The organism is Nocardia sp. CWNU-33, assembly GCF_046764895.1.
Classification (GTDB): domain Bacteria; phylum Actinomycetota; class Actinomycetes; order Mycobacteriales; family Mycobacteriaceae; genus Nocardia.
In genome coordinates, this window is record NZ_JBKOQN010000015.1 from 90515 (window position 1) to 103573 (window position 13059).

9 protein-coding genes and 2 pseudogenes are annotated in these 13059 nt (G+C 65.8%); 7 read left to right on the forward strand and 4 right to left on the reverse strand.

Translation table 11 applies throughout. From position 1 onward, the window contains the following. The first annotated feature begins 9 nt into the window (after window positions 1-9). From ACLMAL_RS21340 to ACLMAL_RS21355, 4 genes are all read left to right on the forward strand, one after another. Window positions 10-660: a response regulator gene (locus tag ACLMAL_RS21340; RefSeq protein ID WP_406230407.1), complete on the forward strand. Its 651-nt coding sequence runs from the start codon at window positions 10-12 to the stop codon at window positions 658-660. Window positions 661-720: 60 nt separating this feature from the next. Then, the gene (locus ACLMAL_RS21345) at window positions 721-2475 is read left to right on the forward strand and encodes a GAF domain-containing protein (RefSeq protein WP_412000688.1); all 1755 of its coding nucleotides are present in this window, start codon (window positions 721-723) and stop codon (window positions 2473-2475) included. A gap of 128 nt (window positions 2476-2603) precedes the next feature. Continuing rightward, complete coding sequence (locus tag ACLMAL_RS21350) at window positions 2604-3521, forward strand: universal stress protein (protein WP_412000689.1); 918 nt, start codon at window positions 2604-2606, stop codon at window positions 3519-3521. Between the two features lie 29 nt (window positions 3522-3550). Further along, a complete protein-coding gene (locus ACLMAL_RS21355; RefSeq protein WP_412000690.1) occupies window positions 3551-4429 on the forward strand; it encodes a universal stress protein in 879 nt (292 codons plus the stop codon). Window positions 4430-4472: 43 nt separating this feature from the next. On the opposite strand, the pseudogene ACLMAL_RS21360 reads toward ACLMAL_RS21355, so the two are convergent. From ACLMAL_RS21360 to ACLMAL_RS21370, 3 genes and pseudogenes are all read right to left on the reverse strand, one after another. Further along, window positions 4473-4664 (reverse strand): annotated as a pseudogene (locus ACLMAL_RS21360) (alcohol dehydrogenase catalytic domain-containing protein); the annotation flags it as partial. Between the two features lie 29 nt (window positions 4665-4693). Further along, window positions 4694-5701 carry a 1-phosphofructokinase family hexose kinase gene (locus tag ACLMAL_RS21365; protein WP_412000691.1) on the reverse strand — a complete coding sequence of 336 codons (1008 nt, stop codon included), beginning with the start codon at window positions 5699-5701 and terminating at the stop codon, window positions 4694-4696. A gap of 160 nt (window positions 5702-5861) precedes the next feature. Next, a complete protein-coding gene (locus ACLMAL_RS21370; protein ID WP_406230412.1) occupies window positions 5862-6320 on the reverse strand; it encodes a DUF2267 domain-containing protein in 459 nt (152 codons plus the stop codon). A gap of 412 nt (window positions 6321-6732) precedes the next feature. Here ACLMAL_RS21370 and ACLMAL_RS21375 point away from each other — a divergent pair. Further along, window positions 6733-6873 (forward strand): annotated as a pseudogene (locus tag ACLMAL_RS21375) (potassium channel protein); the annotation flags it as partial. 29 nt (window positions 6874-6902) lie between these two features. Here the strand turns inward: ACLMAL_RS21375 and otsB are convergent. After that, window positions 6903-10892, reverse strand: coding sequence for a trehalose-phosphatase (gene otsB / locus ACLMAL_RS21380; RefSeq protein WP_412000692.1), 3990 nt, complete (start codon window positions 10890-10892; stop codon window positions 6903-6905). A 141-nt stretch (window positions 10893-11033) separates the two neighbouring features. Here otsB and ACLMAL_RS21385 point away from each other — a divergent pair, with 141 nt between their 5' ends. Both ACLMAL_RS21385 and ACLMAL_RS21390 read left to right on the forward strand, forming a co-directional pair. After that, window positions 11034-11297 (forward strand): hypothetical protein, encoded by a 264-nt coding sequence (locus ACLMAL_RS21385; protein WP_412000693.1) that lies wholly within the window; start codon window positions 11034-11036, stop codon window positions 11295-11297. 215 nt (window positions 11298-11512) lie between these two features. Further along, window positions 11513-12925, forward strand: coding sequence for a wax ester/triacylglycerol synthase family O-acyltransferase (locus tag ACLMAL_RS21390; RefSeq protein ID WP_412000694.1), 1413 nt, complete (start codon window positions 11513-11515; stop codon window positions 12923-12925). The last annotated feature ends 134 nt before the right edge of the window (window positions 12926-13059 follow it).

Sequence of the window (13059 nt, forward strand, 5' to 3'; positions counted from 1 at the left end):
GTGTATCAGGTGATCACAGTGTTTCTGGTCGATGACCATCAAATTGTGCGGCGCGGTGTGCGTGACCTGATCGACAGCGAATCCGATCTCGAGGTGATCGGTGAGGCGGGCAACGTGTCGCAAGCCTTGGCACGCATCCCGGCATTGCGCCCCGATGTAGTGGTCCTGGATGTGCGACTCCCGGACGGCAATGGCATCGAACTCTGCCGCGACCTACTGAACCAGCACCCCGACATACGCTGCTTGATCCTCACCTCCTTCACCGATGAGCAGGCCATGCTCGATGCGATCCTGGCCGGGGCCAGCGGCTATGTGGTCAAGGACATCGGAACGCTGGAACTGATCGACGCCATTCGAGACGTCGGGGCGGGCAAATCGCTGCTCGACAATCGAGCCGCCGCCGCCCTCATGGCGAAACTACGTGAGGAGGCCGAGACCAAGACCGGCCCGCTGTCGACTCTCACCGAGCAGGAACGGACCTTGCTCGATCTGCTGGGCGAGGGGCTGACGAATCGGCAGATCGCGGGCCGGATGTTCCTGGCGGAGAAAACCGTGAAGAACTATGTTTCCCGGCTATTGACCAAACTGGGAGTGGAGCGCCGTACCCAGGCGGCTGTGCTCGCCTCGAAGCTCAATACGCCCACGAAACGAGAAGGCTGACCTGCGCCGAGCAGGTAGTGCACGCCGTGGCGCTGCTCTGAACTCGGCTTTCGTGCGAAAATGTCATATATGGATCGCACATCCTCCGAGTCGGCTGTGCCCGGCCCGGCGCCGGTGTTGGAGACCTTGGCGCAGCTGCGCTTGCGCGAGTTGCTCGGCCAGGTCCAGGACCGAATCGCGGAGATCGTCGGCGTTCGCGATCAGATGGACCGCCTGATCGAGGCCATGCTGGTCGTCACCGCGGGATTGGATCTGGACAATACGCTGCGCACGATCGTGCACACCGCCATCGAATTGGTCGACGCCGAGTACGGAGCCCTCGGTGTCCGGGAAACCGACAAGACGAGCAACCAGCTCGCCGAATTCGTCTACGAGGGCATCGACGATCGGACCCGGGTCATGATCGGCGACCTGCCCCGCGGCCACGGGGTGCTCGGCCTACTCATCGAGGAGCCGAAACCCATTCGGCTGACTAATCTTTCGACCCATCCCTCGTCCGTCGGCTTCCCCCCGAATCATCCGCCGATGCACACCTTCCTCGGCGTTCCGGTGAAAGTCCGCGACGAGGTCTTCGGCAATCTGTACCTCACCGAAAAATCCGGCGGCCAGGAATTCACCGAGGACGACGAAGTAGTGGTCCAAGCGCTGGCGGCCGCGGCGGGCATCGCCATCGCAAATGCCAGGCTCTACGAGCAGTCCAGGGTCCGCCAGCAGTGGCTGGAAGCGACCGGCGATGTGGCAACTCAACTACTTGTGGGTGGGGAACCCGGGGCAGCCCTCGACCTTGTCGCCGACCGGGCTTTGACACTCACGCAATCCACGTGCGCCTTCCTCGCGCTACCCGACGACCCCGACATCCCGCACGACGAGGTCACCGAGCTGGTCGTGGCCGCCGCGGCCGGCGTCGGCGCCGACGAGATCATCGGTGAGCGAATCCCGGTGCGCGAATCCCATTCCGGTAGCGCGTTCCAGCACGGCCGGGTTGTTGCGGTCGACGAACTGAACTTCAACCCGCTGTTCCACAATCCGTCCAAGTTCGGTCCGGCACTGATCCTGCCCTTGCGGGCTGAGCATTCCGTGATCGGCGTCCTCGCCACCGTCCGGCCCCCCGGCGCACAACCACTGGACGCCGCCCTGCAAGCGATGATGGCATCGTTCTCCGATCAAGCCGCACTGGCCCTGCAGCTGGCCCACACACAGCGGCGGATGCGGGAACTCGACGTGCTATCCGACCGCGACCGGATTGCCCGAGACCTGCACGACCACGTCATCCAGCGGCTCTTCGCCGTCGGTCTCTCCCTCCAGGGCACCGCGCAACGGGCCCGGGTACCCGAGATCAAGTCCCGGCTCGGCGACACAATCCTCGATATCCAGGGGATTGTGCAGGACATTCGGCACTCCATCTTCGACCTGCACAGCAGCACGACCACAGATTCACCGACGCTGCGCAAGCGGCTGCACGGCGTGATCGCCGACATGGTCGGCGAAAGCGGCCTACGCACCACCATTCGACTTGCCGGTCCGGTCTCGGTGCTCGCGCCGCCACTGTCGGACGATGTCGAGGCGGTGCTGCGCGAGACAGTGAGCAACGTGGTGCGCCACGCGGACGCGACCAAGGTGTCGGTCTATCTGCGGGTGGATGACGATGTCACTATCGAGGTGACCGATGACGGTAAGGGCGTGCCCGATGACCTCACGCAGATGAGTGGGTTGGTGAACCTGTCGAAACGAGCCGAGCTGTCAGGTGGCAGCTTCAGTGTGGCGAAGGGCCAAGAAGGGGGCACCGTGGTGCGCTGGTCGGTGCCGCTGCCCTAGGCAATATCGCCGAGCACATGAGCGGTCTTTGGGCCCTGCGGTTCATGACCAACGATAGGCGTGCCGGACCCCCTCGAATTCCTAACCTACGGGTAACCGAAATATCGGAACCTGAAGGGACGCCGCTCATGACCGCACAGCACAACGATGACCCGCACCGACTGGCGTCGGCCGCGGTCGTGGTCGGCGTCGACGGCTCGGAAGCCGCCGACCTGGCTGTCCGCTGGGCGGCCGAAACGGCGTCACAGCGACACCGCCGACTGCACATAGTAGAAGGCATCGACCTCACCGCGGCCGCGTCCGCCTTCGGCGCGTACGACGTCATCGAGCCCTCCGTGATCGATGCGATTCGCCGACTCGGCGCCGACCGCGTGAGCGCGGCTCGCAGGCTCGCCCTCGAGGTCGACCCGAATCTGGACGTGGAAACCGAAGTCTCCGAAGCGAATCCGGCCAGGCTGCTGATCGACCGGTCCAGGACGGCGCATCTCCTCGCGATCGGCGCGGCGGGCGAGGGTGGCACGCTCAGCCATCTCGGTTCCACCCTGCTTGCGGTGGCCGCGCACGGCCACGGCGCCGTCGTGGTAGTCCGCGACACCGGTACCGAGCAGCAGACCCGACGCACGGGTCCGGTCGTGCTCGGCGTCGATGGCAGCCAGGTCTCCGACGCCGCGGCGGCGGCCGCGTTCGCCGAGTCGAGCGAACGCGGTACCCAACTCGTCGCCGTCCACGCGTGGAACGATCTGTATCTCGACCGCGTCGCCGGGGTCCCGTACACCATCCCGGACCGCGACGCGGAGGCTGCCGGCGAGGCGATCATCGCCGAACAGCTTGCCGGCTGGCAGGAGAAATATCCGAACGTCGAGGTCATCCGCAGGGTGTACCTGACAGGGCCGCGGCAGCCGCTGCTCGAGTTGTCGAAGTCGGCCCAGCTCGTCGTTGTCGGCAGCCGGGGACGGGGTGGATTCCGCGGATTACTGCTGGGCTCCACCAGCAATTTCCTGGTCCAACGCGCTCACTGCCCGGTCATGGTCGTCCACCCCAACTAACGCCCAGTCACAGAAGGGGACGAGATCACATGTCCGCCAACGCCGCCAATCCACCCGTCATCGTCGGTATCGACGGCTCCTCCGCCGCCACCGAAGCCTTGCGTTGGGCAGCCGTCGACGCCGTCCGTCACCATGCGCCCTTGCATATCGTGTACGGCATCGGAGCCCCTGCCGACTTCGGCCCGGGGATCGCTTTCAATCAAATCGACTACGACGCCTACCGAGAGGCCGGGGCAAAGGCCGTCGCCGCGGCCAGTGAATTCGCCACGGCCGCCGCCGCACCCCTCGATGATCTCGAGATCGCCACCTTCGTCGTCGAAGCACCACCGATCCCGGTACTGCTCGATCGCTCGAAGGACGCCCGCATGCTGGTTGTCGGCACGCGCGGCATGGGCGCATTCCGCCGGGGCCTGCTCGGCTCGGTGAGCACCGCCGTAGCCCGGCACGCGCACTGCCCGGTTGCCGTCGTCCCCGAGCCCCCGAAATTCGATCCGCGTCGGGTGCTCGGTCCCGTTCTCGTCGGCGTCGACGGCTCGCCGAGCAGCACCCGTGCCATCGATATCGCCTTCGACGAAGCCTGCCGTCGTGACGTCGCCGTGCGCGCAGTACTCACCTGGTCGGAATTCAACCGCTACATCCCCCGCGCCGACATGCAGAAGGAGGCCGAGGAACTACTGTCGGAAAGCCTGGCAGGCCGCGCGGAGAAGTACCCCGACGTGGAGGTGCAGCGGATCGTCGCCGAGGACCGGCCCGCCAAGCGACTGCTCGCGGAAGCCGAAACGGCCCAGCTCATCGTCGTGGGCAGCCACGGCCGTGGCGGCTTCGCCGGCATGACCCTCGGCTCGGTCAGCCAAGCCGTCATCCACAGCGCGGACTGCCCGGTCATCGTCATCCGACCACAAAGCTGATGCGCTCGGTGATGACCATCGCTGTGCGGTGGTCATGATCGATACCGACCGCTTCGTGCCCGAGTATTCGACCAGGAGCCACCTCGGGCACGTCACCTTTGCGGGTGTGCAGGTCCGTGCCGCAGATCGTGACCGCGTCCACGCGCACGATCGCATCGGCGCTTTCCAGGAGCACCGGGTCGGGTACCTGCTCCCATGAACTCACGCCCGGCCCGTGAAAAACCATGGCATACATGACGACTCCCTCTCAGACCGCGAGCACGATCAGTTCTGCTGGAAACTGTCAGCCGACGCGGCCGCCGGAGTGACGGTGCGATCGACCGTGTGGGTGCGCACCTCGCACAACAGCGTCTCCACGGTCGAGCGTTCGAATATGTCGGTGCCCGGTCTCATCACGGTCGCCGCGGCCGCGGCGACGCCGTACTCGCATGCATGCAGGCAATCTGCTCCCGCAGCGAGCTGATAGGTGAACGCACCGACCAGGCTGTCGCCCGCGCATGCGTCGCTGCTGCACGGCAGGTGCGGCAGCCGTGGCGCGGAAAGTCTGTGGTGCGAAATGGAATTCGAGCAGACCGCGCCCAGGGCGCCGACCGTGGTGATCGCGTTGGCAACCGAGCCTTTGCCGAGCACGAGTTCGTTGGCGTCTTGGGCGTCGGCGAATCGCTCGATCGGTCTACCGAGTAGTCCCGCGGCCTCGCGGCGGTCGAGCCGGATCGCGAAAGCGGTTTTCTCGAGCACCGCACGTAATTGGGCGCCGGCGATATCGAGTACGGTCCGAGTCTCGGTCGGGTCGATGCGGCGCAGGATCTCGGCGCAGAAGTCGTCGGGTAGCCCCGGAGGCACGCTACCGGTCAGTACCAGATACGGAAACTGTTGCGCGGCAGTGACAATCGTCTCCGCGCACCGTTGCCACTCGGAAATGGTCAGTTCAGCGCCCGGTGGCACGATGTGGTAGCTGTGTCCCGAGTGCGCTTCTGCGACAACAACTGCCTCTCGGGTGTCGGAACCGATTTCGATACCGCGATGCGCTAAACCCTCCTCATCGAGCAGCCGATCCAGTCGCCGACCGACCTCGAGCCCACACGTGTGCAGCGCGACCGCCGAACCGCCGAGCGTGCGCACGCAACGCGCGACATTGATCCCGCCACCGCCCCCTTGCACCGACCGCACCCGAGCGCGGTTCTTGCCTTCACCGATCAGTCGGTCCACTTCGAGGGAGATGTCGACGGTCGGGTTCAGCGTTACTGTCAAGATCGTTGGAAGCACAGGCATCGAGTCCTCCTCGAACAGGTGGGCACATTCAGATTCCCGCGCCGACGGCGCGTCACCACAGTGCCGAAAGGCCCGCACCCGAGGACATTGGTCCAGACCGGACCATAACCCCGGTTGCGCCGCAGGCGGCCCCGGCGATACCCACCACAGACCCGAGCGCTTACACAGCGACGATTGCTTCGCCCGATGGACCCGTGGACATACCGAGCAAGAGAGCGCGAAGATCGATCGGCAGCACAGCGAACACCTGCTCCAGCGCGCCAGGAGAGAACTGCTCCCGTAGCCCGTCGGTGACCAGCCACGCCAAGTCGGCCGCCTCGTCCTCGGTCACCCCGGCCGCTTCGGCGAACTCGGTGATGAACACCGAGGTTCGATGCGAGACAGGCACTTTCGCAGGCTCCCACCCTTCGAAGAAGACGCCACGAAGCAATAGGGGCAATTGCGCGCTCAGACGCGCGGCTGCGGTGACCTCGAGCCGGTCGCGGACACTGTGCAACCAGGCGCGGGCCACCCGGTAGGCGAAGGCGCGGTCCCGGGTAGCCAGGTCGTCGGTAGTCCAGCGCAACCAGACGTGTGCGGTGTGCTCGGCGTGGGCAAAGGGATCATCACGATACGACATAGTCGTAACGGTATGGACGAAGTCCACGAAGCCGCTGTTGGATATCGTCACCCGTTTTGGGGCCAAAGGACCATATCCGCCTGTCGGCCATGGCGACCGACCGCACCGAGCACGTCAGCGATGACGGGCTCGGGCAGCGGCAAGATGTGGTACCCCGAGACCGCCGCGGGCCTGACCCGTCACAGCTGCCGAGCGCTTCCATGGCGGCGGACTCCGCAACTCGCTGGAGGTCCGCTCTGCCCGCAATCGGCTTGTTCATCGATCCTTGTCCGGTCATGCGCCCCAAGTGAGCTCGGAATCCCGCCTTGCCTCGAACCATAGCCACCGACAATCGGTGGGGAGGGCAGGTCGTCGGGCGGCAGGACGTGGCGTTGTCCGGTGCTGGTGGTCGATACTGGTGCACAATCCTCGCGTGTACCCGTTGCGTCGTATCAGCCGCGTATTGCTGGCGTTCTTGCTGGTGGTGCTGGGCGGTACCGTCGGCTACCTGATCCTTGGATTCGGGGTGCTCGACGCGCTCTACCAGACGGTGACGACGATCACCACGGTCGGCGAAGACGCGAATCAGCGCATCGGCCGTCGTCACTCTCCGGGTCGGGGTGTCGAGTTCATCGGCAGGCGAACCATGTCCCCAGCCGAGAGCCGTGCGATCTGGCCTCGGCAGTCGATCTCGATCGGCGGCGACGTACCGGGATCCGAGCCGATCTCGACACTGTCGCCGCTGACGCGCACGGTAAGACCGTGACCTCGGTAGAGGATCGGAAACGATAGCACCCCGAGCGATTTCGGCAAGGACGGGCAGAAGATCAGACGGTCGCTGCGGATCTCCAGCCCGGTGAAGCAGCGCTGCAGCAGGTCGATGCTGCCGGCCATCGCGCCGAGGTGAATCCCCTCCGCGGTGGTGCCGCCCTGGATGTCGGCGACGTCGGATTGGAGCACAAGGTCGTAGAACTCCATGGCGCGGTCGCGGTTGGCCCGGGCCAGCACCCACGAATGCACCAGGGCGCTCAGCGTCGAACCGTGCGAGGTGCGGGCCAGGTAGTACTCGATGGTGCGTGGGATCATCTCCGGGGGCAGCTCGTAGCCGAGCCGCTCCATTAGTTCCCGCAGTTCGTCGGCCGACAGCAGGTAGAACAGCATCAGCGCATCGGCCTGCTTGGCAGCGCGGTATCGGTTCACGTCGTCGCCCTCGGCCTCCAGGATCCGGTCCAGCCGCTGGATGTCGCCGTAACGCTGCCGATAGCGGTGCCAATCCAGTTCCGCGAGTTGGTCGTAGCCCTCGAATTGGCTGATCACGCCGTCGTGGAAGGGCACGAACATGCGGACGGTGACATCGGCCCAGTGCACCGGCTCCGACGGCGCCACTGCCAGCGATTCCAGCAGCTGAGCCCGGGAACTCGGGGCGAGCAGCTCGAGTGCGTCGAGCGCACGCAGGATCGTCCACACGGCCATAACGTTCGTGTAAGCGTTGCTATCGATGCCGGCGCGGGGTGTGTGCGGGTATCCGGTGTGGAATTCGTCGGGACCGATCACACCACGGATGGTGTAGCGGTCCCGCGCAGCGTCGTAGGTGGCCAGGCTCGACCAGAAGCGCGCGATCTCCACAAGCAGCTCGGCACCGCAATCGCTCAGGAACTCGAGATCGCCGGTCACCTGGTAGTACTGCCACACGTTGTAGGCGATCGCGGTGCCGATGTGGTAGGCGCGTCGACTGACATCTGGATTCCAGCGCCCCGACAGTGGATTGAGATGCAGCCGCTGGCTCTCCTCGCGGCCGTCGGAGCCGGACTGCCACGGGAACATCGCTCCGGCCAGGCCGGCTTCCTCGGCCGCTTGGCGGGCCTCGGGCAGGCGGCGGTGGCGGTACCGCAGCAGCGATCGGGTCAGGGCCGGAAAGCGCAGATTGAGCACCGGAGACACGAACAGCTCGTCCCAGAACACGTGGCCGCGATACGCCTCACCGTGTAGTCCGCGCGCGGGCACACCCACGTCGAGATCCACCGTGTTCGGTGACAGGGTCTGAGCCAGGTGCAGCAGATGTAGCCGCATGATTCGCACCGCGTGTTCGCTGTGGTCGAGGTCGATCCGCAGCCGTGCCCATAGATGCTCCCAGGCCACCACATGCCCCTTGAAAAGCCCCAGGTAACCATCGACGGCACCCAGCTGACGGGCGGCTTCCTCATCGGGTCCCGCTGTCGCGTGGTCGCGTCCGGTGAAAACGGTGACGATCTTCTCCAGCGTCACCGAGTCTCCAGCGGCCATATCGACAGTGAGATCGTGCCCGATCAGTCCGTCTCGGTCGACCAGTTCGCGCGTCGTGTCGACGGTGTCTCTGCCGCGCCGCAGCGTGCTGCGAGTTGCCACCGCCACCGGAATTCCGGACGTGCTGGTCTGCACCGCGAGTAGCACCGAATCGGCGGACAGTTGCTCGGCGCGCACGGTCCTCAGGTGCGTGTTCGACAGGTCGCGGTAGCGCTCCACTCCACGATTCCGTACGGATGCGTCGATGACCGACCGAAGCCCCAGGCTCCCCGACCAGTTCTCGGCGGTGATCGTCGTCTCCAGCGCGCCCAGATGCGGCCGGTGCATGGCGACGAACCGGCGCTGAGTCACCGCGGTGATTCGTCCCGTGGTGTCGCGGAAGCGAAACTGCCGCACGAGTTCGGCGCGGCGCAGATCCAGGTGCTGCCGGTAGCACAGCAGTTCCGCGGAATCGGGGTCGAACCAGTCACCGCCGTTGATCCGGAAGGTCACTGGCAGCCAGTTCGGCAGATTCACCAGGCTCTCGTTGTCGATGGTGGCGCCGGCGAGCTCGTCGGAGAGCCGGTTGTACACCCCGGCGACATAGGTGCCGGGGTAGTGAACCGCCCCGGCCGGGCATTCCGGTGCCGCACCCCGGGTGGCGAAGTAGCCGTTGCCGACCGTGCACAGTGCCTCGCGCAGTTTCTCCCGCGCCGGATCGTAGCCATCGAAGGTGAGTGTCCAGGTATCCCGGACAGCCGTAACGGTTCCGGTGTGCAGCAGCGCCGCGACCCGATCGAGGAAGTCACCGACCTGGCGTGGCCCCGCGACCGCGTATCGAGCGGCGGTGTACCTGTCGCCGTTCTCGTTGTGGCGCACCACGATGGCGAGTCCGTCGGATTCGACGGCGTCGAAGGCATCCTCGTCGGTCAGATCGTCGCCGAGATAGACCGGCATCAGCGGGGCAGTGAGGTGTTCGAGGATCCAGCGCAGTGCGGTGCCCTTGTCCCAGTCCACATCCGGGCGCAGTTCGGTAACCCGGCGGCCGTGAGTCACACGCAGTCCGGCCGCGTGCCCGGTTTCGTGCACCGCGGCGACCACCCGGCTGACTTTTCCGGCCGCCACATTGCGGTGGTGGACGGCGACCGCGAATCGCTTGTGCTCGACCAGGACGCCTGGGATATCACGCAACCGGTGCCGCAGTTCATCGGCGGTCCGAGTGAGTGCGTGTTCGGCACCCGGTGCGGCGTCGTGCACGTATCGGGTGCCGTCGGGTGCCATCAGCTCGAAGCCGTGGCTGCCCGCGTACCAGATTCCCTGGACACCTACACGGTCGCACAGATCGGTCAGGTCACGACCGCTGATGACCGCGACGGTGCATTCCGTGGCCAGTTTCGCCAGCACCGTCGTCGCTGTGTCGATCGGCTTCGCGGCGGCCGGATCGGCGACTATCTCGGCCAGGGTGCCGTCGAAATCCATCAGCACCGCGGCTCTCTCGGTGTTCAGGAGATTCTCGATGCGCGGCCAGAACTCGAAGACATCCGGAACCTCCGACATCCGGCGGAAGCCGCCGCGCAATAGCACCCGGGCGAGGTCACCGACTACGACATCGGCGCCCTGTGCCCGCAACTGGTCGGCGTGTGCGTTCCGGTCGACGCCGACGACCAGTGCGAAACCGCCGCTTCGACCGGCCGCCACTCCTGCCTCGGCATCCTCGACGACCACGGTGCGTTCAGGTTCGGCGCCGAGCCGCCGTGTGGCCTCCAGCAGCATCGCAGGATCGGGTTTCCCCGCCAGACCCAGTTCTTCGGCGTCGATACCATCGACCCGCACCGCGAACAGGTCGGCGATACCGGCGGCCGCGAGGACCTGTGCGCAGTGGCGGCTGGCGGAGAACACCGCGGTGCGGATTCCCGCAGCGCCGAGCCGCCGGACCAACGTGACCGTCGATTCGAATACCGGGACACCGTCACGCGCGATCCGGTCCCGGAACAGGTCGTCCTTGCGATTGCCCAACCCGCACACGGTTTCGGCGCTCTCCGGATCGGAGGGATCGCCCCAACGCAATGTGATACCCCGCGCGGCAAGGAAGTCGGCGGCGCCCCGATAGCGTGGTTTGCCGTCGACGAAACGCAGGTAGTCGGCTTCGGTGAATGGAGAGCGGTCCTGTCCGGCACAGGCCGGACGTCGGGCAAGAAACTCGTCGAACAGCTCCGTCCAGGCCGCGGCGTGAATCGACGCACTATCGGTCACCACTCCGTCCATATCGAATATCACGGCGTCGTGGCGCCGGGAATCGACCTGCGCAACCGCCCGCTCACCGTTTCCCACGCCTTCAGCCTGACACCGTTCTATTCGTCCTGGCCAGGGGCGAAGGTCTCACAATCGCCCGGCGTAATGGGGTCGCTAGCGGCGATACCCGGGACCAACGACTCCTCCCACGCCGAGGTCCGATTTCCTACCGTCGTAGCTATGAACCGTCTACCGACCGGTGAAACCATCGAAAAGGCCGTACTGCGCGCGGGCCGGGCCCCGTCGCTGCACAACAGTCAGCCCTGGCACTGGACATTCGACGGCCAAACATTGCGTCTGTTCGCCGTGCCCGAGCGCATGCTCCCGGCGACGGACACGTTCGGCAGACAAATGCTGATCAGCTGCGGGATCGCCCTGAGCCACCTGAGCGCAGCCATCGCCGAGATCCTCGACATGCCCGAATCAACCGAGCAGGCGCACTGACCGGATTCGGTCCCACGCCTGGGCGATGAACGCGGCACGCGCCAGATCCGATGGCATCTCTGTCAGCCGGCGGTTAGGCGTGGGCCCAACGTCACTGGTACCGGTTACCTTGGCATCTCACGCCCGATGTCTGGTTTGCGCGAAGATTCTTCCGGCAGCAGTGGCAGTTTCAGCCATGGGCAGCAGCCCGCGGCCGCTGCCAGGACAGGTGCGCGATGACGGAATTGGGCCCGCTGGACACGGGTTTCATGGAAATGGAAGACACCGACCCCCGGGTCAGCCTCGGCATCGGGACGGTGGCGATCATCGACGGACCAGCGCCGGCACGGGACCAGCTGCGCGCGTATCTCGATCGCGGGCTGGAACGGCACAGGCGGCTGCGGCAGCGGGTCCGTCGTGCGCCTTTGGACCTGAAAGCGCCGGTGTGGGAGGACGACCCGAATTTCGATCTGGGGCACCACATCCGGTGGACCGCGTTGCCCGACCCGGGTGGCGAGACGGAGCTGCGAGAGGTTGTCGCCACTGAATTGACCGAGCGGCTGGATCGTGATCACCCGCTGTGGGAGGTGGTCGTAGTCGACCACCTGGCGCAGGACCGCTGGGCGATGATCCTCAAGGCTCACCACACCATGGTCGACGGAATCTCCGAGATCACGCTGCTCGAAAGCTTTTGCGACCCGGTCGCTGACGACGCGGGCGAGCACGGTCCGGCGACCGGAAGACGTTCGCGCGCAAGTCTTCTGAAACGAATGTTTGAAATGATCCAGGCGCCCGTAACCATACCGCGCTTGGCCATCGGAACTGTGCGTACCCTGGCGCCGGTGCTGTACGCGGCGATCGCGCCGGCCGGCGAATCCTCGCTGAACGGGCCCATCGGGCGGCAGCGCCGCTACACGGTGGCGCGAACCATGCTCCCGCAGGTGCGGGAGATATGTTCGGCATTCAGTGTGACGGTCAACGATGTCGCCGTCGCCGCCATCGCCGCCGCCTACCGTCGGTTGTTGCTGGGCCGCGGCGAACATCCCACCCCCACCACGCTGCGCATCGTGGTACCGGTGTCGACGCGAACGACCGAGGCGAAATCCGTTCTGGACAACCGGGTTTCGGCGATGATCTCGCATTTGCCGATCGAGATCGACGACCCGGTCGAGCGCCTGATGACCGTTCACCAGCAGATCCGGCGGCATCGGTCCCGAGGTGAAGTCGACGCCGAGAATTCGTTGCTCTCATTGTCGCAGCGGCTACCGTTCGGGATCGTGGCCGAGGTGTTCCGGCTGGCATTGTGGTTCCCCCAGCGCGGCGTGGGCGCCCTGGCGACCAATATCCCCGGGCCCGGGCGCCGGCTGACAATCGGCGACCAGGAAGTGGTCGAGTTGTGGCCGTGTATTCCGATCGCGCTGCGGGTGCGCACCACGATCGCGATCCTCAGCTACCTCGACCAATTGATCTTCGGCATTACCGGCGACTACGACACCACCCCCGACATCGACACGATCGCCTCAGGCGTCGCGACCGAGATCGCGGTGCTGCTGGCCCGCGCGCGCGGCCGACCGCCACCGCGCCGACCGCAACCGGTCGCGAACCGCGGCAACGGTTCACCCTCGGCCCGACCACGGCACGCACAGTAAGTCATGCATCACCCATCAACCACCACCGGACACAGACCCAACGGAACACACCGGATATCAACGGCGCCAAGAATTTTCTTCCGATGATATTCGCGAACTCCGTGTTGGAGCGGGAGCGGCGTGGAGCACAGCGA

Bases quoted from the DNA above. Each gene is read 5' to 3' on its own strand.
- ACLMAL_RS21345 (WP_412000688.1), top strand. From the start codon at position 721: ATGTCATATATGGATCGCACATCCTCCGAGTCGGCTGTGCCCGGCCCG.
- ACLMAL_RS21365 (WP_412000691.1), bottom strand. From the start codon at position 5,701: ATGCCTGTGCTTCCAACGATCTTGACAGTAACGCTGAACCCGACCGTC.
- ACLMAL_RS21390 (WP_412000694.1), top strand. From the start codon at position 11,513: ATGACGGAATTGGGCCCGCTGGACACGGGTTTCATGGAAATGGAAGAC.
- ACLMAL_RS21385 (WP_412000693.1), top strand. From the start codon at position 11,034: ATGAACCGTCTACCGACCGGTGAAACCATCGAAAAGGCCGTACTGCGC.
- ACLMAL_RS21370 (WP_406230412.1), bottom strand. From the start codon at position 6,320: ATGTCGTATCGTGATGATCCCTTTGCCCACGCCGAGCACACCGCACAC.
- ACLMAL_RS21350 (WP_412000689.1), top strand. From the start codon at position 2,604: ATGACCGCACAGCACAACGATGACCCGCACCGACTGGCGTCGGCCGCG.
- ACLMAL_RS21355 (WP_412000690.1), top strand. From the start codon at position 3,551: ATGTCCGCCAACGCCGCCAATCCACCCGTCATCGTCGGTATCGACGGC.